This window comes from Streptomyces sp. NPDC058289, from assembly GCF_042880975.1.
In the GTDB taxonomy this organism is placed as follows: domain Bacteria; phylum Actinomycetota; class Actinomycetes; order Streptomycetales; family Streptomycetaceae; genus Streptomyces; species Streptomyces stoeckheimensis.
Genome location: NZ_JBHVYI010000012.1, coordinates 94528 through 116924, shown reverse-complemented (window position 1 = coordinate 116924; position 22397 = coordinate 94528). Strand labels below are relative to the sequence as shown.

The following is a 22397-nucleotide window of genomic DNA, read 5'->3' as shown; positions in this document are numbered from 1 at the left end:
GACGAGACGCGCCGTACCGGGTGGCTGTCGCGCTGTTGCCGATGGCTGCATGACAAGACGACGCACCCCGTTCCGCTCTCGTCCCGGAGGTGCCCGTCATGGCCTGGGTTCTGCTCATCGTCGCCGGTCTGATCGAAGTTGCTTGGTCGATCGGCATGAAGTTCACCGATGGATTCACCCGGCTCTGGCCGAGCGTCTTCACGGGCGCCGGCATCGTGGCGAGCATGGTGCTGCTGTCGATCGCGGTCAAGACCCTGCCGATCGGTACGGCGTACGGCGTGTGGGTCGGCATCGGCGCGGCCGGTGCGGCGGTGGTCGGGATGGTCGCCATGGGGGAGCCCGTCACCGCCGCCCGGATCTTCTTCATCTGCCTGCTGCTCGCCGCCGTCGTGGGGCTGAAGGCGACCTCCGGTCACTGAGTCGCTGGGTTGGTCGGGTTACTCCAGTAGGTCCGCCGGTGGGCGTAGGCCCTCGGTGGTGCCGCCTTGGGTGCCCGTCGTGGTGCCGCCGTCGGTCTGGCCTCCGGTGGTCTCACCGCCGGTGGTTTGGCCGCCCGTGGTCTGACCCCCGGTGGTTTGGCCGCTCGTGGTCTGGCCTCCGGTGGTCTGACCCCCGTTCGTCTGGCCTCCGTTGTTCTGTCCGCCCGTGGTCTGGCCCCCGTTCGTTTGGCCCCCGTTCGTCTGGCCCCCGTTCGTCTGTCCGCCCGTCGACGGGGTCCGCGTCGGGCGGCTCGGCCGGCCCGAGGGGCGGTCGCCCGGGGTTTCCTCCTGGGACTGGCTCGGGTTCGGCTCCGCGGGCGGGGGCTGCGGGGGTCGGTTCGCGCCCGGCATGAGTTCCAGGTCGAAGTCCACGGGGTCGCTGTCCGCCAGGGCCGTCTTCGTGTACTGGGCCCAGATCCGGGCCGGGTAGCCGCCGCCGCTGATGCGGGCCTCGCCCAGGGCCCCGTAGAGGGATTCCAGGGCGCCGGTGTCCGGGTCCTGGCCCATCATCGAGACGACCGTGACCAGGTTCGGGGTGTACGCCGCGAACCAGGCCGAGCGGTCCAGTTCGCCGGTGCCCGTCTTGCCGGCGGCCGGGTGGCCGGCGGCGAGGGCGGCCGTGCCGGTGCCGTTGTCCACGACGCTGACCAGCATGGACGTGGTGGTGTCGGCGGCTTCGCGGCTGACGGCCTGGGCCGGGTCGCGCGCCGGGAGCGGGACGGTGTCCCCCGCCTTGGTGATCTTCTCGACGAAGGTGTGCGGGGTGTGGCGCCCGTGGTCGGCGAGGGTCGCGTAGGCCTGGGTCATGTCCAGGACGCTGGCCTGCATGGTGCCCAGTGCCATGGCCGGTCCCGGGTCGAAGTTCGGGGTGTTCTCGGGGATGCCGAGGGCGATGGCGGTCTGCTTGACCTTGTCGGTGCCGGCGTCGACGACCATCTGGGCGAAGACGGTGTTGACGGAGAGGTCGGTGGCGGCGTTGACGGTGATGCTGCCGTAGCTGACCTGCCCCTCGTTCTCCGGTGCGTAGGGGATGCGGGTGCCGACGACGCGCCGCTTGTTGTCGCCGTTGTAGATCGTGTACGGGGTGATCGTGCGGCCGTCCTGCGTGTGGGAGTCGTTCTGCACGGCGGAGGCGAAGACGAACGGCTTGAAGGTGGAGGCGACTTGGTAGTCGTGCCGGGTGGCGTTGTTGACGTACTGCTTGGTGTAGTCGATGCCGCCGTACAGGGCGACGACCTTGCCGGTGGCCGGGTCCATGGAGACGGCTCCGGTGCGCACGACGCGGTCCGCCTTGCGCTTGTCGGGTTCGAGCTTGCTGACCATCTTGTCGTTGACGGCGTCGACCATCGCGGTCTGGCGGGCCTTGTCGATGGTGGTGGTGATGCGGTAGCCGCCCTCGGCGAGGGTCTTGTCGTCGAGGATCTTGTTCTCGACGATGTAGTCCTTGATGGCCTCGACGAGGTAGCCGCGCTGTCCGGAGAGGCCGGAGGCCGGGCGGATCTTGCCGGGCTCGGGGAACTGGGTGGCCGCGCGTTCGGCGGGGGTCATCCAGCCCTTCTTGACCATGCCGTCGAGCACGTAGTTCCAGCGGGCGAGGGCGCGGCCGCGGCCCTGGGGGTGGGCGACCACGTCGAAGGCGCTGGGGGAGTTGAGGAGGGTGGCGAGGTAAGCGCCTTCGGCGGTTGTGAGTTTGCCGACGTCCTTGCCGTAATAGGCCTGGGCGGCGGCCTGGATGCCGTAGGCGTTGCGGCCGAAGTAGCTGGTGTTGAGGTACCCCTCGAGGATGTAGTTCTTCGACTTCTCACGACCAAGTTTGATCGCGATGAAGAACTCCTTCACCTTCCGCTTGATCGTCTGTTCCTGGCCCAGGTAGTAGTTCTTGACGTACTGCTGGGTGATCGTCGATCCGGACTGGGTGCCCTTGCCGGTCGCGGTGTTCCAGGCGGCGCGCAGCATCGCCGCGGGGTCCACGGCCCGTTCGGAGTGGAAGTCGCGGTCCTCGGCGGCCAGTACGGCCTCCTGGACGGTCAGGGGGATCTGGGAGAGCGGCACGTTGACGCGGTTGACCTCGCCGTCGCGGGCGAGCTGGGTGCCGTCGGTGTAGAGGTAGACGTTGGACTGCGCCGTGGCGGCCGCGTTGGCGGGCGGGATGTGGACCAGCAGGTAGCCGGCCACGAGGCCGCCGCAGACGAGCAGGGCGAGGAGCAGGAACGCGCCCAGGACCATGCGCCAGGTCGGGAGGAGCCGGCGCCAGCCGGTGCGCTTGCGCTTGGCCTTCTTCGCCGCCTTCGCCTGCTGTCTCTCCGCCTTCGTCGCGCCCTTCGCTCCCTTTGTGCCCTTCGCGTCCTCGGCTGGTGTCGGCGCTCCGGAGGGCGGGCGCGCGTCGGCGCCCGGAGCCTGCTGCCCGTCGGGGGTGTCGGGATCGCGAGGCGTCCAGCCGGGCGGTGGTGACGGGTCGCTCATCTCCGGGACTCCTCGGCGCCGTACGAAATATCCACATCTGTACCTCATGCTGTCTACCCGATGGCCGCCGGTTCCGCTCCGGACGGGCGTAATTCGTTCGCGTGGATCGCCCCTCCGCACTAAGCTCGCGCGCTTTGGCCGACGTAGGAACGACGCAGCAACGACCTGGGAAACGGAGGGGATGAGGTGCGCCAGCCGGTGGTGGGGCGAGCCGGGCTCTACGGGGCGGTCGCGGCCGGGGGCTTTCGCAGGTACGCCACCTACGGGACGGCCACTGCGGCCGGGGTGTTCACCAACACCGTGTTCGGTTTCATCCTGGCCTACACGTACATCGCGCTCTGGGACGAGCGGCCCGGGCTCGGCGGCTACGACCAGTCCGAGGCCCTCACGTTCATGTGGGTCAGTCAGGCGCTGCTCGCCGCCGGGGCGCTGATCGGCGGCGGCTTCCAGGAGGAGTTCCAAGAACGCGTCCGTACGGGTGACATCGCCGTCGACCTGTACCGTCCGGCCGATCTCCAGGCGTGGTGGCTCGCGGGTGATCTGGGCCGGGCGGGGTTTCAACTCCTGGGCCGCGGCGTAGTACCGCTGGTCGTCGGCGGGCTCGCCTTCCAGCTGGCGCTGCCCACCGCTCCGCTGCGCTGGCTGCTCTTCCTGGCTTCGGTGCTCCTCGGGCTGGTGGTGAGCTTCGCGCTGCGCTACCTGCTGGGGCTGGCGGCCTTCTGGCTGATGGACGGGGCCGGGATCAACATGATGGCCACGGTCGTCTCCATCTTCTTCTCCGGGATGCTGCTGCCGCTGACCGTGTTCCCGGGCGGCTTCGGGGAGTTCGTCCGCGTCCTGCCCTGGGCGGCGATGCTCCAGGTGCCGGTGGACGTCCTGCTCGGCGGGGGCGGCGGGGCCGCGCGTACGGCGGGGGCGCTCGGCTTCCAGGCCGCGTGGGCCGTGGTGTTGCTCGGGCTGGGCCGGCTGCTGCAGTCGGCCGCGACGCGGAAGGTGGTGGTCCAGGGTGGCTGAGCGGGTGGCGGAGGGCGGCGTCGGGAAGACCGCGCCGACCGGCGTGGCGACGGAGCCCGGGCTCCTCGTTCCGCGGCGCAGCCGGGTCCTGGAGGGGCTGCGCGGCTACGGGCTGATCGCCGCGATGTGGATCCGGTCGACGATGACGTACCGCACGTCCTTCTTCCTCTCCACCTTCGGCAACGCGGCCATCACGCTCCTGGACTTCGTCGCGATCATGATCATGTTCTCGCACGTGGACGAGCTGGGCGGCTTCACGCTGCCCGAGATCGCCCTGCTGTACGGGTCCTGCTCGGCCTCCCTGGGCCTGGCCGACCTGCTGCTCGGCAACACCGACCGGATCGGCTCGCGGATCCGCGACGGTTCCCTGGACACCATGCTGGTCCGCCCGGTCCCGGTGCTCGCCCAGGTGGCGGCCGACCGTTTCGCGCTGCGCCGGCTGGGGCGGATCGCGCAGGGGCTCGTGGTGCTGGGGTGGGCCGTCTCGGAGCTGGACCAGCTGCACTGGACGGTCGGGAAGGTGCTGATGGTGCCCGTGATGATCACCGCCGGGGCGGCGATCTTCGGCGCGGTGATGGTGGCCGGCGCGGCCTTCCAGTTCCTCGCCGGGGACGCCGCGGAGGTGCAGAACAGCTTCACCTACGGCGGCTGCACCATGCTCCAGTACCCGCCGACCGTCTTCGCGAAGGACCTGCTGCGCGGGGTCACCTTCATCGTGCCGCTCGCCTTCGTCAACTGGCTGCCCGCCCTGTACGTGCTGGGCCGGCCCGATCCGCTGGGGCTGCCGGGGTGGGTGGCGTACGCGAGCCCGCTGGTGGCCTTCGCGGTGTTCCTCCCCGCGTCGCTGGCCTGGCGCGCGGGGGTCCGTTCGTACCGCAGCACGGGGAGCTAATCGTGTCGGATGCGCTGATTTCACTGCACGAGGTCGAGAAGGTCTTCGACGTACGGCGCCGGGTGGGCCTGGTGCGCCGGGAGAAACGGCAGGTCAGGGCCGTGGACGGGATCAGCTTCGAGGTGGCTCGGGGAGAGATGGTCGGCTACATCGGGCCCAACGGCGCCGGCAAGTCGACCACTATCAAGATGCTGACCGGCATCCTCACCCCGAGCGGCGGCCGGCTGCGGGTCGCCGGCATCGACCCGGCGCGGGAGCGGATGCGCCTCGCGCACCGGATCGGCGTGGTGTTCGGGCAGCGCACGACGCTGTGGTGGGACCTTCCGCTGAAGGACTCGTACGCGCTGATGCGGCGGATGTACCGGATCCCGGCGGCGCGGTTCGCGGAGAACATGGAGCGCTGCGTGGACCGGCTCGACCTCGCCGAGCTGCTCGACGTACCCGTACGGCAGTTGTCGCTGGGGCAGCGGATGCGCGGGGACATCGCGGCGGCCCTGCTGCACGACCCCGACGTGCTGTACCTGGACGAGCCGACGATCGGGCTGGACGTGGTGAGCAAGGCGAGCGTACGGGGCTTCCTGCGGCAGCTGAACGAGGAGCTCGGCACCACGGTGCTGCTGACCACGCACGATCTCCAGGACATCGAGCAGCTGTGCGAGCGGGTGATGGTGATCGACCACGGGCGGCTGGTCTACGACGGCTCGCTGGGCGGACTGCACACGGCAGGCGCCGCGGACGGTGCGGCAGCGAGCGAGCGGACGCTGGTGGTGGACCTGGAGCGGGAGCTCCCGCCGATCGAGGTGGTGGGGGCGCGGGTGGTGAAGGTGGAGGGCGCCCGACAGTGGCTGGCGTTCCCGGCACGGGCTTCGGCGGCTCCGCTGGTGGCGGCGGTGGCGGCGGAGTATCCGCTGCTGGACCTGTCGGTGCGGGAGCCGGACATCGAGGACGTGATCGCGCGGATGTACGCGGGGCGGGGGTAAATCAGGGACAACCCTGACCTGGAGGGGGGTTCGGGCCATACAACTCTCCGGGGTGACTGCATAGGCTGGTCCGTATGAGTGACGAGCGGTCTGAGAAGCCGTTGCCGGAGAAGGCAGAGCCCGTGAAGGCACAGTCCGACGAGCCGCAGCAGCCACCGCTGCCGGAGCTGAGGGCTTCGGACGCCGACCGGGAGCGGGTGGTGGACCGGCTGCGGGACGCCGTCGCCGAGGGGCGGCTCGACATGGACGAGTTCGAGGAGCGGCTGGACGCGGCCTACCGGTCCCGTACGTACGCCGAGCTCGAACCGCTGACGCGGGATCTGCCCGCGCCCGGCGCGACGGCTCCGATCGCGGCCGCCCCGATGACTCCGGTCGGGCTGACGAAGGCGGTACCGGCGGGATCCGGAGCCGCCTGGCCGGCCCGGATCGTGGGCGGCGGAGGGACGGCGGGCGGACCGGCCATGGCCGTGGCCGTCATGTCGGGCTTCCAGCGCAAGGGCAACTGGACCGTGCCCGCCCGGTTCCACGCGGTGGCGTTCTGGGGCGGCGGTGAGATCGACCTGCGCGAGGCGAACTTCGCGGAGCGGGAGGTCGTGATCAACTGCGTCGCCATCATGGGCGGCATCCAGATCATCGTGCCGCCGGGCATCGAGGTCGACGTACGCGGCATCGGCGTGATGGGCGGCTTCGACCAGCGCGACAGCCCCGGCCCGGTGGAGCCGGGGGCTCCGCGGGTGGTCGTGACGGGCCTCGCCTTCTGGGGCGGGGTCGAGGTGAAGGTGAAGCCGCCGAAGCAGCGGGCGGTCTCGAAGCAGAAGCCGCGCAAGGAGCTGTAAGGGGCCGGCCTGCAGGGGGCCCGCGGTCCACAGACGGGGGATCAGTACGGCGCGCCGGGAACTCCCCGGGCGCCCCGGGAGTCGGATGCTATGAAGTCGGACGCTTTGCGTACGAAACCGTCGCCCGGGGGAAGGCAGGAGCACGTGGAGCAGGGCAGCACGACGGCTACGGCGGAGGCTGCGTCCTCGTCGGCTTCGTCGACGACGTCATCGACCGGGGCCACGGCACGCGGCGGCTTCGTGTTCAGCGAGGCGGACGAGGAGCGCCGGCGCGGCGTCCGCCGGATGAAGCGGACCGCCACCGGCCTGCTGGTGCTGGTCGCGCTGATCTACGTAGCGGCGAAGTGGGCGGAGCACGCGGGCGCGGGCGGCTGGGCCGGGTACGTCGCGGCCGGTGCCGAGGCGGGCATGGTGGGCGCGCTCGCGGACTGGTTCGCCGTCACCGCCCTGTTCCGGCGGCCGCTCGGTCTGCCGATCCCGCACACCGCGATCATTCCGACGAAGAAGGACCAGCTCGGCGTCTCCCTCGGGGAGTTCGTCGGGGAGAACTTCCTCTCCGCCGACGTGGTGCGTACGAGGCTGCACGCCCTCGGCATCGGCGGCCGGCTCGGCGCCTGGCTGGCCGAGCCCGCGCACGCCGACCGGGTCACCGCGGAGCTGGCCACGGCCCTGCGCGGGGCGCTGACGGTCCTGCGGGACTCCGATGTGCAGGCCGTCGTGGGCGAGGCGATCACGCGGCGGGCCGAGACGGCGGAGATCGCGCCGGGGATCGGCAAGACGCTGGAGAAGGTCGTCGCGGACGGCGGCCACCGCCGGGTCGTGGACCTCGTGTGCGCGCGGGCGTACGACTGGCTGGTCACCCACGCCGAGTCGGTGGAGGCGGCGGTACAGGGCGGGGCGCCGGGCTGGACCCCGAGGTTCGTGGACCGCAAGATCGGCGACCGCGTCTACAAGGAACTGCTCCGCTTCGTCCAGGAGATGCGGGACATGCCGGAGCACCCGGCGCGCGGGGCGGTGGACCGTTTCCTCGCGGACTTCGCGGCGGACCTCCAGTCGGACACGGAGACGCGGGCGCGGGTGGAGCGCCTGAAGTCGGAGATCTTGCAGCGGGAGGAAATCCAGGACGTGATCGCCTCCACCTGGACGGCGGTCCGCTCGATGATCATCTCGGCGGCGGAGGACGAGCGGAGCGCGCTGCGCCTGCGGGTCCGTTCCTCGCTGATGTCCCTGGGCGCCCGGCTGGCCACGGACGGCCGCCTCCAGGACAAGGTGGAGGGCTGGATCGAGGGCGCGGTGGTGTACGTGGTCACCACGTACCGGACGGAGATCACCTCGCTGATCACGGACACGGTGGCGGGCTGGGACGCGGAGCACACCTCGCGCAAGATCGAGGCCCACATCGGCCGCGACCTCCAGTTCATCCGCATCAACGGCACGGTGGTCGGCGCGCTGGCGGGCCTGCTGATCTATACGGTGTCGCGGGCGTTCGGCGCGTAGCGGAGCGGGGGCCGGCCGGGCACGGTCGGCTGCGCCCCACGGACGCCCCGCCCCCGGGCGTGGTCAGCGGCGCCGGGCGAGATGGACGACCACGTCGGCGACGATCTCGACGCGGGCCGGCAGGACCCGCGCGATCCGGCGGAACACTTGCTCCCGCTCGTCGGCCGGCAGTACGAGATAGGCCGAAACGGTGGAGAGGTAGCCGATGTAGTCCTCGGCGCTCATCGTCAAGCGGCGGTCGACCACTGCCTGCCGCACATCGGTGAACCAGGCGGAGGCGGACCGCTGGAGCTCCGTCCCCGGCCACTGCAGGGCGCCCTCGGGCGGTGTCCCGTCCGGGGACGGGATCTCGTCGCTCTCCAAGAACGGCGCCCGTGCCGCACGAACGGCTTCCGTCACGGCCGGGTCGACCGGCTGCACCTGCCCGCCCGCCGGGCGAAAACGCCCGCGGGCTCCAACAGGGAGGCCACCCGTGCCCACCGGCCCTCCGGGTCGGTCCAGTGCAGCGCCGCCACCGCGTAGACCAACCCGTACCGGCGGCGGCCCGCGCGCAGGTCCTCGAGGGAGGCCCGTACCGTCCTGACGCTCGCCGGCACGTGCCTGCGCAACTCGGCGAGCATGGCCCCGTCCGGGTCGGTCGCGGTGACCGCGATCCCCTGTGCGGCGAACAGGCGGGTCGCTTTGCCGGTCCCCGCCCCGATTTCGAGGGCGCTCCGAACCGGACCCCCGGCGTACTCCCGCACGAGGTCGAACAGTTCCACGGGATACCCCGGCCGGAACCGCTCGTACGCTTCCGCCCTCTCTCCGAAGCTCAGTGCGCGATCAGGCATGCCGGAGATCCTGGCACGGACGGGTGCCACACGGGCCGGGGACGGCGGGGGACGGCCGGGGGACGGCCGGGGATGGCCGGGGATGGCCCGGGGACCACGCCGGGGGCCCGGCGCCGGTGGGGGTTCAGCCCCGGTCTGCGACGGCCCAGGACGCGGCGGCGACCACGCCCGCGGCGCCGATGACGGCCGGCCAGGCGCCGACCTTCTTCGCCAGCGGGTGCGCACCGGCGAACCCGGCGAGGTACAGCGCACCGAGCCCGGCCGCGGCGGGGGCGCCGCCGCGCTTGTGCCACTCCCGCCCGGCGACGATGCCCGCGGCGCCGAGCACGACACCGCCGAGCGGCCGCTTCTTGGTCCACCGCGCGACGGCGTAACCGCCGACCAGACCGGCGGCCGCCACTGCAGAGCTCGGTACCCGTGCCATGCTGTCCAACTCCCTCACCTCATCGGTTCATCGGTTCATACGCGCACACCTACTCGCCCCCCGAGGCTAACTCGCCCCCTTGACCACCCGTCGGGCCCCCACCGCTCCCAACACCAGTACGGCCCCGCCGATCACCGGATCCGGTACCGCGTCCCGTACACCGCGCGGCAGCACCGCCACCACGCCCAACACGAGCAGAAACGCGAGCCCGGCCCCGCGGGCGGCCCGAAGCAGTCTGTCCACGTGCTGCTCAACGCGGCCGCCCGGCCGCCCGACACGGACCGCACCGAGGGGATTTGTCGCACACTCGCCGGATCCGCGCGATGTCTGCTGAGGGAACCTGATGGGCATAAATTCAATCTCCCACCCAAAGGGGCAAACCACCTCGCCCCCTCCCGCCCACCGCACCTCTCCCACCCCTCATCCCTCCCCACCCACATCAGGAGCCAGGACATCGTGATTTGCTACGGACAGGCCGTCCTCGACCTCGCGGACGAACTGGTCGACGCCTACGCCGACGTCTTCTCCGCCCCACCGTGGAACGAAGACGAAGAAACCATTCGCCAGTTCGCCACCCGCCTCCCGGCGGACGCCCGGCGCCGTGGCTTCCGTACCGCCTTCATCCAGTCCGCCACGGGCATCGACGGCTTCGCGACGGGCTGGATCACCCCGGTGGCCTTCCCGAAGAACCGTGCGTACGCCCAGGTCGCGGCGCAGCTCGGGTCGGCCCGGGTCAAGGAACTCCTCACCGGGGCGCTGGAGATAGACGAACTCGCGGTACGCCCCTACGCGCGCGGCCGCGGCACCGCCCGGGACCTCCTCACCGAGATCACCACCGACGCCCCGGACCGCCGCGCCTGGCTGCTGACCAGCCGCCTGGCCAAGAACACGGTGGCCACGTACCGCCGCCTGGGCTGGCACGAGGTCGCGCCGCTGCCCGGCACGGAGACGGGCGTCATCGTCTTCCTGTCCCCGGACCACCCGAACCGGGCGGCGTAGCCGGGCGGCCACCTCCCGGACCTTGCCCGGACGACCGGCCCGCCGGAACGGAACTCGCATCCGGACGGCGACCCCCGAGGGCCGTACGGGCCCTGCCTTCGCGGAGCGGCCGAGCAGGCCCGAAGAAGGAATGCGTCATCCCTACGGCTGCCCGCCCGACCCCTGGGCCGAGCCCGGGGAGACCCGGGCCCCGGCCGCATGCCTCGGTCGGGACCGAGCCCGTCGTCCACGACGCGAGCGGCGGCCGGCGCCCCATCCATGCGCCATGCGCCATGCGCCACCGTGCGCCGCGAAACGCCACCGACCGGCGCGGGACACGCCGTGAGGGGCGCCCGAAGGCAGTCTCGAAACATGGCCCGGCGGGGCGTCCGATCCACGCGGGCGGGGCATACCGCGCCCATGAACCCCACCACAGGCACCACCCACCCGATGCCCCAGGCCCATGCGGCGTCCGCCACACGCCCGGCACATGCGACGCCCGCCAGACGCCCGGACCGTGCGGCGTCCGCCACGCGCCCGGCCTACGCGGCGTCCGCCACGCGGCCGGCGCCGTCCAGGCCCGCCACCCGGTCCGGCCAGACCTTCCGGGCCACCCCTAATCCGCCCCCCAGCCCTACCCCAACCCCCAGCCCTACCCCAACCCCCAACCCCAACCCCACCGCCCGGCGTCAGCTCAACCTCGCCACGCGCCACCAACTCACCACCACCGCCGGCATCCCACCCGGCACGATCACCTCCCGCACCCGCCCCGGCGGCCCCTGGCAGCGCCTGCTGCCCCGGGTCTACCTCCTCCAGACCGGCCCCCCGGACCAGCGCCAACGCGCCCTCGCCGCCGTCCTCTACGCCGCCGAGCCCGGCTCCGACCCGCTCTCCGGCGACACAGCCGCCCTCACCGGCGGCGCGGCCCTCGCCCTGCTCGGGATCCGCGAAGCCCCGTACGCGCCGGCCGACGTCCTGATCCGCGCCCCGCGCAAGCTCGCCGGCTCACGGGAGGTTCGGCCCTTCCCGACGGCCCGCTGGCCCCGCACCATCACCGTCTCGGGCATCCCGAGCACCCGCCCGGTGCGCGCGGCCGCCGACTTCGCGGCCCGGACCGATGAGCCGACGGACCGGATCCGCTCGGTCCTCGCCCAGGTCGTCCAGTCCGGCTGGTGCCACCCGCAGGACCTGCACGCCGAACTCCGCGCCGCCCGCCTCCTGACCCGCCCCGCGATCCGCGCGGCGGCCGCGGAACTCCTCGCCGGAGTCCGCTCGGTAGCCGAGGCCCGGGCCCGCGACACCCTCTCGGCCACGGACCTCCCGACGCCCCTGTGGAACGCCCGCCTGCACACCCCGGACGGCACGTTCCTGGCGAGCCCGGACGCCTACTGGCCCGACGAGGGCGTGGCCCTGGAGATCGACTCGGCGGAGTACCACTACACCCGCGACTCCTGGCACGCCACCCTCCACCGCCGCCTCCGCCTTGAGTCCCACGGCATCCTGGTGGTCAGCGCCACCCCCTCGATGATCAGAGACACCCCGACGGAAGTAATCGCAGCCCTCCGCGCCCTCCTCACCCTGACCACCACCCGCCCCGCTCCACCCACGGCCCTGGCCCGCGGCCATGTCCAACTGGAGCTTCCCGTGCCCTGACAATGACGAGGTGGAAGCCTTTGAGAGCACTCCAGGCGACCGTGCTCGTATGAGCCGGCAGAAGAGCAAGAACACCGGGATCGAAATGACCCTGCGGCGAGCCTTGCACGCGGCGGGCTTGCGATACCGAGTCCATCGCCGACCGGCGAAGGGAGTACGACGCGAAGCCGACATCGTCTTCGGTCCCGCACGGGTCGCCGTCTTCGTCGACGGCTGCTTCTGGCACGGATGTCCCGAGCACGTGACGTGGCCCCGACGGAATGCCGACTTCTGGCGATCCAAGATCGAGGGCAACCGGGCGCGCGACCGCGACACCGACGCGCGCCTCGCCGAGTCCGGCTGGCTATCGCTCCGAGTGTGGGAACACGAGAGCCCGGACGAAGCCGCCGTCCGCATCGCCGAGGCGGTCGCGGAACGGCGGGCCGTCCCACGCCCCGTACCGCGGAGAGTTGATCAGCCTGCCCCGTGGCAGTCGCCGTAAGGCCTGCCCGAAGTGCACCAGCAGGCGTTCGTGCTCGTCGGGGGCCACGGGGTGGCTTTGCCTCGGGCGGCCAGGGTGGTGGCGTATTCCGCCAGGAGGGACGGGGAGGACGGGGAGGTCTTCTCCGAGGCTGCGAAGGCTTCGTACGAGGGGACGCTGGCCGTGACGATGCCGAGGTTCGTGGTGCCCGAGGCGGCCAGGGTGCGGAGGGAGGCTTCCACCTGGGCCAGGTGGGCGTCGTGGGAGGGGTACTCCGCGGACAGGGTGGGGTACGACGTCAGGAGTTCCGCCAGTTCGCGGGCCGGCCAGTGGAGGATGGCCACCGGGAAGGGGCGGGAGAGCGCGGCGCGGCGGTCGCCGAGTTCGGCGCGCAGGCGGGCGATCTCGGCGCGGAGTTCGGCGGGGTCGTCGGAGCCGAGGGCCCAGATGCGCTTGGGGTCGTGGAGTTCGTCCAGCGGGATCGGGCCGATGTGGCGGGTGTCCGCGACCATGTCCCAGTCGTCGTGGGGGAGTCCGAGGAGGCGGCGTACGCGGTGGCGGCCCGTGAGGAGCGCGGTCGTGGCCGGGGTGAGGGGGGTGTTGTCCGGGGCCAGGAGGGTGGCCGCCTCGGTGAAGCACTCGTGGGAGGCCTCGAGTTCGTCGTGGGCCTCCAGGGCCTCCGCGATGACCTCCCAGGGGGCGGGGTCCGAGGGGGCCGCCGCGCGGATGCCCTGGATGAGGGCGCGGGCCTCGGGCTCGTGGCCGTACTCCCAGAGGTTGGCCGCCTGGAGGGCCTTGATGAGGGACGGGTCGTCCGTCGTGTCCGAGGCCAGGAGTTGGTCGTAGAGGGCGCTCGCCCGCTCGCGTTCGTCGGCCAGTTCGAGGTGGGCCGCGGCCTGGAGGAGCAACGGCTCCTGGTCCTCGGGGTAGCGGGTCGCCGTGCGGATGAGGCGCTCGGCTTCGGCGATGTGCTCGGCAGGCGTGTCGGGGCGCATGGTTTGCAGCGTACTGCCGCTGGTCAGTTGAGGGGGGAGGACTTAGGGTGCCGCCCGTGCGAGATCGCGTGCGGGTCGTGGTGCAGGGGAAGGGCCGGCTGTCGCGCCGGGCCGGTATCGCGGGGGCGTTGTGGGCGGCCGGAGAACTGGCCGTCACCGTGGGCGTGGTGGTGATGTTGCTGGTGGTGCACCAGGTGTGGTGGACCAATCGGCAGGCGCTGAGTGCCGCGCACGAGGTGGTGAGAGAGCTGGAGGAGGGCGGGTGGGCCCCCGTGCCAGAGGATGGTGCGGAGGAGGATCCGGCCGCCGCCGCTTCTGCCGTCGGGCCGTCCGACGAGCCGGACGATGCCGGGTCCTCGGGCGACGTACCCGGCAACCTCGGGCCGCGCACCGCCAAGCCGCCGCCGCGGGAGTCCGCGTACGGCATCCTGCGCATTCCTCGCCTCGGCGTCGCCGTGCCCGTCGCGCAGGGCGTGGACAAGCGGTCCGTGCTCGACAAGGGGTACGCCGGGCACTACACCGGGACCGCGCAGCCCGGGGCCGAGGGGAACTTCGCGCTCGCCGGACACCGCAACACGCACGGGGAGCCCTTCCGTTACATCAACCGGCTCAGGGCCGGGGACGAGCTGATCGTGGACGTGCGGGGCAAGCGGTACGTGTACCTGGTCGGGCAGACGCTGGCGGAGACGACCGAGCGCGACACCGGGGTGATCGCGCCCGTGCCGCGCAGCACCGTCACGCCGGGGGCCGGGTACAGCGAGCCCGGCGCGTACATCACGCTGACCACCTGCACGCCCGAGTACAGCTCCAAGTACCGGCTCGTGGTGTGGGGGACCCTCAAGCGCTAGTGGGTGGGCTGACGGGCCGTAGGGTGGGGCGGTGCGTCGAAAGAGGATGAAACGTCCGCAGTTGGTGTGGCTGGCCGTGCCGTTCGTCTTGTTCGTCGGAGCGCTGCCGCTCGCGAACCGGGTGGAGCCGGCGCTGGGCGGCGTACCGTTCCTGCTCCTCTGGTTCATCGGGGCGACCCTGCTGACCCCGCTCGCGGTCTGGCTGACCTGGCGCGGTGATCACCGATGAGCCACGCGGCCGTCGCGACCACCGTCTTCGGCGTGTTCATGGTGGCCACCGTCGCGCTCGGACTGCTCGCCGTGCGCGGGCGCGGCGGGGGCGGCGGCGGGCTCGCCGAGTGGTCGGTGGGCGGGCGCTCGCTCGGCACCGTGTTCATCTGGGTCCTGATGGCGGGCGAGGGGTACACGAGCTTCAGTTACCTCGGCGCGGCCGGCTGGGGCTACAACTACGGCGCCCCCGTGATGTACGTGGTCGCGTACATGTCCTGCGGCTACGCGGTCGGTTACGTCGTCGGGCCCGTGCTGTGGGACTACGCGCGCCGCCACGGCCTCGTCGGCATCACCGACATGGTGAGCCACCGGTACGGGCGCCCCTGGCTCGGCGCCGCGGTCGCGGTGCTCGCGACCGTCTTCCTGCTCCCCTACATCCAGCTCCAGATCACCGGAATGGGTGTGGTGGTCTCGACGGTCACCTACGGGGCGGTGTCCCTGGAATGGGCCTACTTCATCGCCTTCGCCGTCACCACCGGCTTCGTCGTCGTCAGCGGGCTGCGCGGCAGCGCGTGGGTGTCCGTGCTCAAGGACGTGCTGGTCATCGGCACCCTGGGGTTCCTCGCCGTCTACGTGCCGATGCACTACTTCGGCGGCTACGGGGAGCTCTTCGACCGGCTCACGGCGGAGCGCCCGCAGTGGCTGACGCTGCCCGGCGCCGGGAGCGGCGAGGGCGGCAGGGGCGAGCTGGGAGTGGGGTGGTTCGCCTCGACCACCGTGCTGAACGCGCTGACCGTCGTCATCTTCCCGACCACGGTGGCGGGGTACCTGGGCGCGCGGAGCGCCGACGCGCTGCGCCGCAACGCCATCCTGCTGCCCGCGTACAACGTGCTGCTCTTCGTGCCGATGCTGCTGGGCATGGCGGCGCTGTTCGTCGTACCGGGGCTGACGGGCGCCGAGTCCAACCTCGCGCTGTTCAAGCTGGTCGTGGACTCCCTGCCCGCGTGGGCGGTGGGGGTGATCGGGGTGGCGGCGGCGCTGTCTTCGATCGTGCCGATGGCGGTGTTCATGCTGGTCATCGGCACGATGTGGGGGCGCAGCGTGCTCTCGCTCGCGCCGCGCTGGAGCTCGGGCGAGCGGCAGAAGCTCGCCTCGCAGGTGGTCGTGGTGGCGGCCGGGACGATCGCGCTGGTGATGACGTACACGGCGCCGAACACGCTGGTCAGGCTCTCGCTCGTGTCCTACGAGGGCATGGCGCAGCTGGTGCCGATGCTGCTGCTGGGTCTGGTGTGGCGCAGGCTCACGACGGCGGCCGCGGTGTGCGGGCTGGCCGCGGGGGTCGCGGTGGTCTGCGGGCTGGTCTTCACGGGCCGCGACCCGGTGTGGGGCGTGAACGCGGGCATGGTCGCCCTCGCGGTGAACCTGGCGGTCGCGCTGGCGGTGACCTGGCTCGGGCCGCGGGAGGGGGCGCGGAGCGGGGCGGGTGACCCCCGGCCGGACGAGGAGGTGCTGGCGCGTGATCCGCTGCCCGGGGCCGGGGATCAAAACGAGGCCCCGTCCGTTGTCAGTGCGCGAGGTTAGTATCGATCGCGAGTACGAGTACGAGTACGGGGTGCGAGTCGCGGATCTCTTACGGGAGTTCGTGCGCGGGAGCAGCGGGAGGGGGCGGTTCGTATGGCAGAGCACAGCGGGCTTCGCCCCGTGCGGTTCCGGATTGCAGTGCCGTCCGCGCGACTGGTGGCGCTGCTGGCCTCGCTCCTGGTGCTCGGCGGCTTCCTCGGGCTGTTCGCCGGGGAGGGCGGGCTCGGCGCGGTCGTGGTGGTCCTCGCGGCGACCTTCGCCGTGGGTGCCTCGGCCCTGGCCGCCCGGCTGGTCCGGCCGGTGCCGCCGCACCGAATACGTACCGCGATCCGTGATCGCGAGCAGCGCACGGCGTTCCTGCCGCAGCGCGATCCCGACGCTTCGGGCCGGTCGCGGCCCAGGGCACCCGGCCGTCCCCTTCCGACGGCCGCGTAGGGGCGCGCAGCTCCTTCCTCCTGATCACTTCTGATCGCCACACCTTGCCGCCCCTCGCGGGTCGTCACGCCGAAAACGCATCTCTTTCGACGTTCGACGAGTCCCTTCGGAGGGCCCACGTGTCCGTTTTCATCGATCTTGTTGCTGTGCTGGGCCGGCTCCTGGAGCCGGTGCTGGCCGAGTCCGCGACCGCGGCCGCGATCGTGCTGTTCACCGTGCTCGTGCGGCTCGCGCTGCACCCGTTGAGCCGGGCCGCCTTCCGCGGGGCGACCCCGGTGGCGGGCATCTTGCCGGTGCTGCTCCAGTTGCCGGTGTTCTTCCTGATGTACCGGGCGTTCTCCTCGAAGGAGATCGGCGGGGCCGCCAACGAGCTGCTCGGCCACCGACTGTTCGCCGCGCCGCTCGGGGACCGGTGGACTGAGGCGCTCGGTGAGGGCGGCCTCTTCGGCGAGCGGGGGCTCGTGTTCCTCGGGCTGTTCGCGGTCGTCGCGATGGTGGCCGCGTGGAGTGCGGCGCGCGGACGCAAGGCGGCGGCGCTGATGGCTGCCGCCGGCGGGGCTGGGAGCGGGGTCGCCAAGGCGGGCGGGGCCAAGGCGGGCGGGATTGTGGCCGGTGGCGGCAAGGCCGGTGTCGCCAAGGCCGGTGGTGCGAAGGCCGGTGGCGCGAAGGTCGGTGGGCCCAAGGCTGCCGGGGCCAAGTCCTCGGGGGCCGGCGGAGCCGGGGCGGTCGCCGGCTTGACCGCCGAGCAGCAGGAGCTCATGCGCAAGGTGGGCGGCGTACTGCCCCTGCTGTCCTTCGGGACGCTGATCACGGCCGCCCTGGTGCCGCTGGCGGCCGGGTTGTACCTGGTCACGACCACCGCCTGGTCGGTCGCCGAGCGCGCCTGGCTCCAGTACCGGAAGGACCGGGCGGAGCGTGCGGAGGCAGCGGTCAGCGGAGTAGAGCGTTCCGCCATGTGAACAGGGTCTTGCGGATGAGGCCGACATCTTGGAGGATCGACCAATCCTCCGATGGCCGCAACCCATCGTCCGGCCCGGGGCATGCCCATGGGCCGACCACCCTCGACCACGGGAGAATGCCCATGAAGCTGCTGCGTGTAGGACCCGTCGGGTCGGAGCGCCCCGCGCTGCTCGACCAGGACGGGACCCTGCGGGACCTGTCCGGCCTGATCACGGATGTGGACGGCGCACTGCTCGCCGACGACTCCGTGCTGTCCCGAGTACGGGACGCGGCCGGATCCGGTGAGCTCCCGGTGCTGGACGCCGAGGGTCTGCGGATCGGGTCCGCCGTCGGCCGCATAGGCAAGGTCGTGGGCATCGGCCTGAACTACCACGGGCACGCCGCCGAGGTGGGCGCCGAGGCACCGGCCGAGCCGATCGTGTTCCTCAAGGCTCCGGACACCGTGGTCGGCCCCGACGACACCGTGCTGATCCCGCGCACCAGCGTCAAGACCGACTGGGAAGCCGAGCTCGGCGTCGTCATCGGTGCCACCGCCCGCTACCTGGCCTCCCCCGAGGCGGGCCTCGCGCACGTCGGCGGCTACGTGCTGGTCAACGATGTGACCGAGCGCGCGTTCCAGAACGAGCGCGGCGGCACCTGGGACAAGGGCAAGAACTGCGAGACCTTCACCCCGCTCGGCCCCTGGCTGGTCACCGCGGACGAGATCCCGGACCCGCAGGTGCTGGACGTCAAGCTGTGGGTCAACGGTGAGCTCAAGCAGGACGGCAACACGTCCGACCAGATCTTCCCGGTCGGCGAGGTCGTCCGGTACGTCAGCCAGTTCATGACCCTGTACCCGGGCGACGTCATCGTCACCGGCACCCCGGCCGGTGTGGCCGCGGGCCAGCCGGAGCCGAAGCCGTTCCTGCGGGCGGGCGACGTGGTGGAGCTGGAGATCGACGGGCTCGGCCGCCAGCGCCAGGAGTTCAAGAGCGCGTAGTCGGTCCCCGCGGATCGACGCGAAGGGGCGGCGCCGTCGTCGACGGCGCCGCCCCCTTTTCCGTTCTCCGGTGCGCCGTTTTCCGGTGTCCCTTTGCCCGTCAGTGCCCGTCAGTGCCCGTCCGCGCCCGTCAGCGCCCGGACGGCATCCGGCGGCGCCGGTTGACGAGCACGAGGCCCGCGCCCGCGGCGAGCGCGGTGGCGGCCCCGCCGGCGATCCAGCCGTTCTCGGCGCCCGCGCCCGTGGTGGCGAGGTTGCCGGAGGTGCCGCCCGCCGGGGTCGCCCGGTTGCCCGTGCCGGTCTCCGTACCGCCGGTGGTGGTGTGGTCGCCGACCGGCGTGGTGGTGCCCGCGTCCTCGCCCTCGTCCTTGCCGCCCGCGTCGCCTTCTTCGCCGCCCTCGTCCGGCTTGTTGGCCGCTTCCTCCGCGGCCTTGTCCTTCGCACGTGCCACGTGCTGGCCGTTCTTGAGGAACTCGACGCGGTCCGCGGGCGTGCCGCGCAGCGCCGCATCGGCGGCCTTCCGCACCTCGGGGCCGCCCTCGCTCATGATCTGCGTGATGAGGAGGTCGTTGTCCTGGTCGCGGAGTTCGTGCTGCGTGGTGGTGACGAACTCGCGCAGCTGCGCGGGCGAGGGGTTGCTGCTGAGGAACTTCTGGATGCCCTGCTTCAGGGCGGGGCCCGCGTCCTGAAGCATCCGCAGGATCGCGAACCTGTCGTCTTCCGCACGGATCGCGTGCTGCTCCGTCTCGACGAACGCGCGGATCTCCTCGCGCGTTCCGTGGCTGAGCAGATGGTTGACCCGCTCCGTGATGCCCTTGCCCGCGCCCTGCAGCATCCTCAGTATCTCGACGGTGTCATCCTCAAGCCGGGCCACGTGCTGCCCGTTCTTGAGGAACTCCGTGAGCGTGGCCTGCGTGCCCGCCTCAAGTGCCTTCTTGGCCTCGCGCCGCACACCGACCCCGCCCGTGCTGAAGATCTGAGTGACCTTCACCCGGTCGTCCACGTACTGCTGCTGCGCCCAGATGGCGTCGAAGAAGCGCCGCATGTCCGCGGCCGTCCCCTTGAGGGCCTTCTCGGCGGCCTCGCGTACGCCGGGGCCGGTCTCCGGGTCCGCCAGGATCGCCTCGATCTGCTTCCGGTCCTTCGCCGCCTGCCCGTCGCCCTCCGGGGTGCCGGCCTCCTCCTGCGACGGACCCTTCCCCGGCGCACCCTGGTCCGGCGCGGAAGGCGCCGGGGGAGCGGCGGATGACGGCGCGTCGGAGGCGAAGGCCGGGGAGGAGAGCAGGACGGCCGGGGCTATCGCGCCGACGGCGAGGGCCGAGGCGAGACGGGGCAACTTCACGAGAGACACCATTCTTCACACGTGCGACGATCTTTTACTTATGCAAACCATAGATCGACTGTCCCGTGCAAGAGGGCCATTTCCCGGCCGGATCGGATGTATCGGGTCACACGTCTACGGTTCGCCCGTCCGCCGACGACCTGCGGGCCGCCTCCAGTACGTCCAGGCAGTGCGCCGCCTCCAAGGCCGTGACGGGGGCCGGGCCGCCGTCGCGCAAGGCCGCCGCCACGGCCGCGTAGTACGCCGGGTAGTCGCCAGGTGCCGTCCGCACCGGCGCGCCCCCGCCGGTCAGCGGCGATTCCCCGGAGCCCAGCCGGCCCCACAGGTGCTCGGGCTCCTCGCCCCAGGTCCGCTCGGGGTCGCCCGGGCGCAGGCCCTCGCGCAGGGCCCCCTCCTGCGGGTCCAGGCCGTACTTGACGTAGCCCGCGCGGGAGCCCAGTACGCGGAAGCGCGGGCCCAGTTGGGCCGTGGTCGCGCTGACGTAGAGGTGGGAGCGGACCCCGCTCGCGTGGGTGAGGGCGATGAAGGTGTCGTCGTCCGCCTCGGCGCCCGGGCGGCGCACGTCGGCCTCCGCGTAGACCCGTACGGCAGGGCCGAACAGCACGAGTGCCTGGTCCACCACGTGGCTGCCGAGGTCGTACAGCAGCCCGCCGATCTCCTCGGGGGCGCCGGACTCGCGCCAGCCGCCCTTGAGTTGCGGGCGCCACCGCTCGAAGCGGGACTCGAAGCGCTGCACCTCGCCCAGCTCGCCATCGGCGAGGAGGCGGCGCAAGGTGAGGAAGTCGTTGTCCCAGCGGCGGTTCTGGAAGACCGACAGGAAGGTCCCGGTCCGCTCGGCGAGCGCGGCCAGCTCGCGGGCCTCGGCGGCGGTGGCGGCGAGCGGCTTGTCCACGACCACCGGGATGCCGGCCGTGAGGGCGGCCGTGGCCAGCGGGACGTGCGTCTTGTTCGGGGAGGCGATGACGATCAGGTCGGGGGCGGGGCTCTGGGCGAGCAGCTCGTCGGCGGTCGCGGCGATCCGGACGTCCGGGTAGGCCTCGCGGGCCTGGGCGGCGCGGCCCGGGTCGGAGGTGACGACGGTGTCGAGGACCAGGCCCTCGGTCGCGGCGACGAGCGGGGCGTGGAAGACCGAACCGGCCAGGCCGTAGCCGACGACTCCGACGCGGAGGGGGGAGGGGGAGGAGGTGGGGGAGGGGGCGGTGGCGTTCATGGTTCTACTTTGGCAACAGTGTTGCTTAAGTGCAAGGAGGGTGGACAATGGGCAGGTGGACAGTAGGGGTGGCAGGGGTGGTACGGGTGGCGGCGTGAATCTTCCGGTGCTGCGCGGGCACAACGACGCGCTCGTACTGGATCTCCTGCGCGGAGCCGGCCCCGGCGGCCTCGGCCGCGGTGACCTCGCCGCGCGTACGGGGCTCACCCCGCAGGCGGTCAGCAAGATCGCGGCGCGCCTCCGGGACGAGGGGCTGGTGGCCGACGCCGGACGCGAGGCGTCCACGGGCGGCAAACCGCGCACGCTACTGCGGCTGGTGCCGGAGGCGCGGTACGCGGTCGGGCTGCACCTGGACCGCGACGAGCTCACGGCGGTACGGGTCGACCTGGCGGGCCGCGTCGTCGCGGACGGGCGCGTCCCGCTGGACTTCGGTGCCGGTCCGGACGCGGTGGTCGAGGAGGCCGTACGGGCGGTCGCGCGGGTGTCCGGCGACCGGCCGCTCCTCGGTGTCGGCGTGGCCGCGCCGGGGCCGCTGGACTGGCGGACCGGGGTGTTGGGGCGGGTGACGGGGTTCCCGGAATGGGAGGGGTTTCCGTTGCGGGAGGTACTGGAGGGGCGGTTGGGGGTTCCCGTGCGGGTGGATAAGGACACCAATGCGGGGGTTGCGGCGGGGGCGGGCTCCGGAGGGGCGGGCTCCGGTGGGGTCGGCCTCGGTGGGGTCGGCCTCGGTGGGGCCGCTTTCGGGGAGGCCGTGGCGTACGTGCACGTAGGCACCGGACTGGGGGCGGGGCTCCGGCTGGCCGGCAGTGGAGAGGTCTACCGGGGGCGGCGCTCGGCGGCGGGGGAGTTCGGGCACCAGGTGCTGCAACTGGACGGGCCGCCCTGCCGGTGCGGGGGGCGCGGGTGCGCGGAGGTGCTGTGCCTGGACGCGGTGGCCGGTGGCCGGCTGGAGGAAGCGGCGCGGATCGTGGGGGAGGCGGCGGCGAACCTGGTCGCGCTGCTGGATGTGGACCGGGTGTTGCTCGGGGGACGGGTGGTGGAGGCTGCGCCGGGGGTGTTCCTGGCGGGCGTGCGGAAGGTTTTGGGGGCGCGGGCGTTTGTGGGGGGTGCGGTGGGGGTTGGGCTTGCGGAGGGGGGTGTGGCGGAGGGGGCGGCGGAGTTGGTGCTTGGCCCGTTGTTCGGGCGTGGGGACTGAGGGGCCTGGCTCCCTGGCCCTGGCCCTGGCCGTGCCCGTGGCCCCGGGTCTATGCTCCCTGGCCTTTGATCCCTGATCCCTGATCCCTGATCCCTGATCCCTGGCCCCTGATCCCTGATCCCTGGCCCCTGATTCC

24 protein-coding genes are annotated in these 22397 nt (G+C 72.3%); 16 read left to right on the top strand and 8 right to left on the bottom strand.

Annotated elements, in window-relative coordinates; translation table 11 throughout:
• Positions 1–98 precede the first annotated feature (98 nt).
• Positions 99–419 (top strand): multidrug efflux SMR transporter, encoded by a 321-nt coding sequence (locus ACFVX6_RS08950; RefSeq protein WP_327306528.1) that lies wholly within the window; start codon positions 99–101, stop codon positions 417–419.
• An 18-nt stretch (positions 420–437) separates the two neighbouring features.
• On the opposite strand, the gene ACFVX6_RS08945 is transcribed toward ACFVX6_RS08950, so the two are convergent.
• On the bottom strand, positions 438–2942 hold the full coding sequence (locus ACFVX6_RS08945; RefSeq protein WP_389689421.1) for a transglycosylase domain-containing protein: 2505 nt from the start codon (positions 2940–2942) through the stop codon (positions 438–440).
• A 186-nt stretch (positions 2943–3128) separates the two neighbouring features.
• On the opposite strand from ACFVX6_RS08945, the gene ACFVX6_RS08940 reads away from it, so the two are divergent.
• The 5 genes from ACFVX6_RS08940 (at position 3129) to ACFVX6_RS08920 (ending at position 8161) form a co-directional block, all read left to right on the top strand.
• Positions 3129–3956 (top strand): ABC transporter permease, encoded by an 828-nt coding sequence (locus ACFVX6_RS08940; RefSeq protein ID WP_389689419.1) that lies wholly within the window; start codon positions 3129–3131, stop codon positions 3954–3956.
• The gene (locus ACFVX6_RS08935) at positions 3949–4848 is read left to right on the top strand and encodes an ABC transporter permease (RefSeq protein WP_389689417.1); all 900 of its coding nucleotides are present in this window, start codon (positions 3949–3951) and stop codon (positions 4846–4848) included. The genes ACFVX6_RS08940 and ACFVX6_RS08935 overlap by 8 nt, the downstream gene beginning before the upstream one ends.
• Positions 4848–5828, top strand: coding sequence for an ATP-binding cassette domain-containing protein (locus ACFVX6_RS08930; RefSeq protein ID WP_389689451.1), 981 nt, complete (start codon positions 4848–4850; stop codon positions 5826–5828). The genes ACFVX6_RS08935 and ACFVX6_RS08930 overlap by 1 nt, the downstream gene beginning before the upstream one ends.
• A 74-nt stretch (positions 5829–5902) precedes the next feature.
• Positions 5903–6664 (top strand): DUF1707 domain-containing protein, encoded by a 762-nt coding sequence (locus tag ACFVX6_RS08925; RefSeq protein ID WP_389689415.1) that lies wholly within the window; start codon positions 5903–5905, stop codon positions 6662–6664.
• Positions 6665–6754: 90 nt separating this feature from the next.
• Entirely contained in the window at positions 6755–8161 is a 1407-nt protein-coding gene (locus tag ACFVX6_RS08920) for a DUF445 domain-containing protein (protein ID WP_389689413.1), read from the top strand.
• Positions 8162–8224: 63 nt separating this feature from the next.
• On the opposite strand, the gene ACFVX6_RS08915 is transcribed toward ACFVX6_RS08920, so the two are convergent.
• From ACFVX6_RS08915 to ACFVX6_RS08900, 4 genes are all read right to left on the bottom strand, one after another.
• The gene (locus tag ACFVX6_RS08915) at positions 8225–8524 is read right to left on the bottom strand and encodes a hypothetical protein (RefSeq protein WP_389689411.1); all 300 of its coding nucleotides are present in this window, start codon (positions 8522–8524) and stop codon (positions 8225–8227) included.
• A gap of 32 nt (positions 8525–8556) precedes the next feature.
• Complete coding sequence (locus ACFVX6_RS08910; protein ID WP_389689409.1) at positions 8557–8991, bottom strand: class I SAM-dependent methyltransferase; 435 nt, start codon at positions 8989–8991, stop codon at positions 8557–8559.
• Between the two features lie 124 nt (positions 8992–9115).
• Positions 9116–9415, bottom strand: a complete 300-nt coding sequence (locus ACFVX6_RS08905) for a hypothetical protein (RefSeq protein WP_375949072.1) — start codon at positions 9413–9415, stop codon at positions 9116–9118.
• Positions 9416–9481: 66 nt separating this feature from the next.
• Positions 9482–9658 carry a hypothetical protein gene (locus tag ACFVX6_RS08900; protein ID WP_389689407.1) on the bottom strand — a complete coding sequence of 59 codons (177 nt, stop codon included), beginning with the start codon at positions 9656–9658 and terminating at the stop codon, positions 9482–9484.
• Between the two features lie 213 nt (positions 9659–9871).
• On the opposite strand from ACFVX6_RS08900, the gene ACFVX6_RS08895 reads away from it, so the two are divergent.
• From ACFVX6_RS08895 to ACFVX6_RS08885, 3 genes are all read left to right on the top strand, one after another.
• Positions 9872–10414: a GNAT family N-acetyltransferase gene (locus tag ACFVX6_RS08895; RefSeq protein ID WP_389689405.1), complete on the top strand. Its 543-nt coding sequence runs from the start codon at positions 9872–9874 to the stop codon at positions 10412–10414.
• Between the two features lie 399 nt (positions 10415–10813).
• Positions 10814–12046: a hypothetical protein gene (locus ACFVX6_RS08890; RefSeq protein ID WP_389689403.1), complete on the top strand. Its 1233-nt coding sequence runs from the start codon at positions 10814–10816 to the stop codon at positions 12044–12046.
• Positions 12047–12095: 49 nt separating this feature from the next.
• A complete protein-coding gene (locus ACFVX6_RS08885) occupies positions 12096–12527 on the top strand; it encodes a very short patch repair endonuclease (RefSeq protein ID WP_389689401.1) in 432 nt (143 codons plus the stop codon).
• Here the strand turns inward: ACFVX6_RS08885 and ACFVX6_RS08880 are convergent.
• A complete protein-coding gene (locus tag ACFVX6_RS08880; protein ID WP_389689399.1) occupies positions 12500–13501 on the bottom strand; it encodes an SEC-C metal-binding domain-containing protein in 1002 nt (333 codons plus the stop codon). The genes ACFVX6_RS08885 and ACFVX6_RS08880 overlap by 28 nt on opposite strands.
• A 56-nt stretch (positions 13502–13557) precedes the next feature.
• On the opposite strand from ACFVX6_RS08880, the gene ACFVX6_RS08875 reads away from it, so the two are divergent.
• From ACFVX6_RS08875 to ACFVX6_RS08850, 6 genes are all read left to right on the top strand, one after another.
• The gene (locus ACFVX6_RS08875; RefSeq protein WP_389689397.1) at positions 13558–14349 is read left to right on the top strand and encodes a class E sortase; all 792 of its coding nucleotides are present in this window, start codon (positions 13558–13560) and stop codon (positions 14347–14349) included.
• Between the two features lie 31 nt (positions 14350–14380).
• Positions 14381–14578 carry a DUF3311 domain-containing protein gene (locus tag ACFVX6_RS08870; protein WP_389689395.1) on the top strand — a complete coding sequence of 66 codons (198 nt, stop codon included), beginning with the start codon at positions 14381–14383 and terminating at the stop codon, positions 14576–14578.
• Positions 14575–16140 carry a sodium:solute symporter gene (locus tag ACFVX6_RS08865; protein ID WP_389689393.1) on the top strand — a complete coding sequence of 522 codons (1566 nt, stop codon included), beginning with the start codon at positions 14575–14577 and terminating at the stop codon, positions 16138–16140. The genes ACFVX6_RS08870 and ACFVX6_RS08865 overlap by 4 nt, the downstream gene beginning before the upstream one ends.
• 93 nt (positions 16141–16233) lie before the next feature.
• Positions 16234–16575 (top strand): DUF6412 domain-containing protein, encoded by a 342-nt coding sequence (locus tag ACFVX6_RS08860; protein ID WP_389689391.1) that lies wholly within the window; start codon positions 16234–16236, stop codon positions 16573–16575.
• Between the two features lie 119 nt (positions 16576–16694).
• The gene (locus tag ACFVX6_RS08855; RefSeq protein ID WP_389689390.1) at positions 16695–17534 is read left to right on the top strand and encodes a hypothetical protein; all 840 of its coding nucleotides are present in this window, start codon (positions 16695–16697) and stop codon (positions 17532–17534) included.
• Positions 17535–17656: 122 nt separating this feature from the next.
• On the top strand, positions 17657–18514 hold the full coding sequence (locus ACFVX6_RS08850; RefSeq protein WP_389689388.1) for a fumarylacetoacetate hydrolase family protein: 858 nt from the start codon (positions 17657–17659) through the stop codon (positions 18512–18514).
• A gap of 130 nt (positions 18515–18644) precedes the next feature.
• On the opposite strand, the gene ACFVX6_RS08845 is transcribed toward ACFVX6_RS08850, so the two are convergent.
• Together ACFVX6_RS08845 and ACFVX6_RS08840 are read right to left on the bottom strand one after the other, a co-directional pair.
• On the bottom strand, positions 18645–19856 hold the full coding sequence (locus ACFVX6_RS08845; RefSeq protein ID WP_389689386.1) for an ALF repeat-containing protein: 1212 nt from the start codon (positions 19854–19856) through the stop codon (positions 18645–18647).
• Between the two features lie 106 nt (positions 19857–19962).
• Positions 19963–21066, bottom strand: a complete 1104-nt coding sequence (locus tag ACFVX6_RS08840) for a Gfo/Idh/MocA family oxidoreductase (protein ID WP_389689384.1) — start codon at positions 21064–21066, stop codon at positions 19963–19965.
• Here ACFVX6_RS08840 and ACFVX6_RS08835 point away from each other — a divergent pair.
• A complete protein-coding gene (locus ACFVX6_RS08835) occupies positions 21065–22261 on the top strand; it encodes an ROK family protein (protein ID WP_389689449.1) in 1197 nt (398 codons plus the stop codon). The two genes, ACFVX6_RS08840 and ACFVX6_RS08835, sit on opposite strands and share 2 nt — an antisense overlap.
• Positions 22262–22397 lie beyond the last annotated feature (136 nt).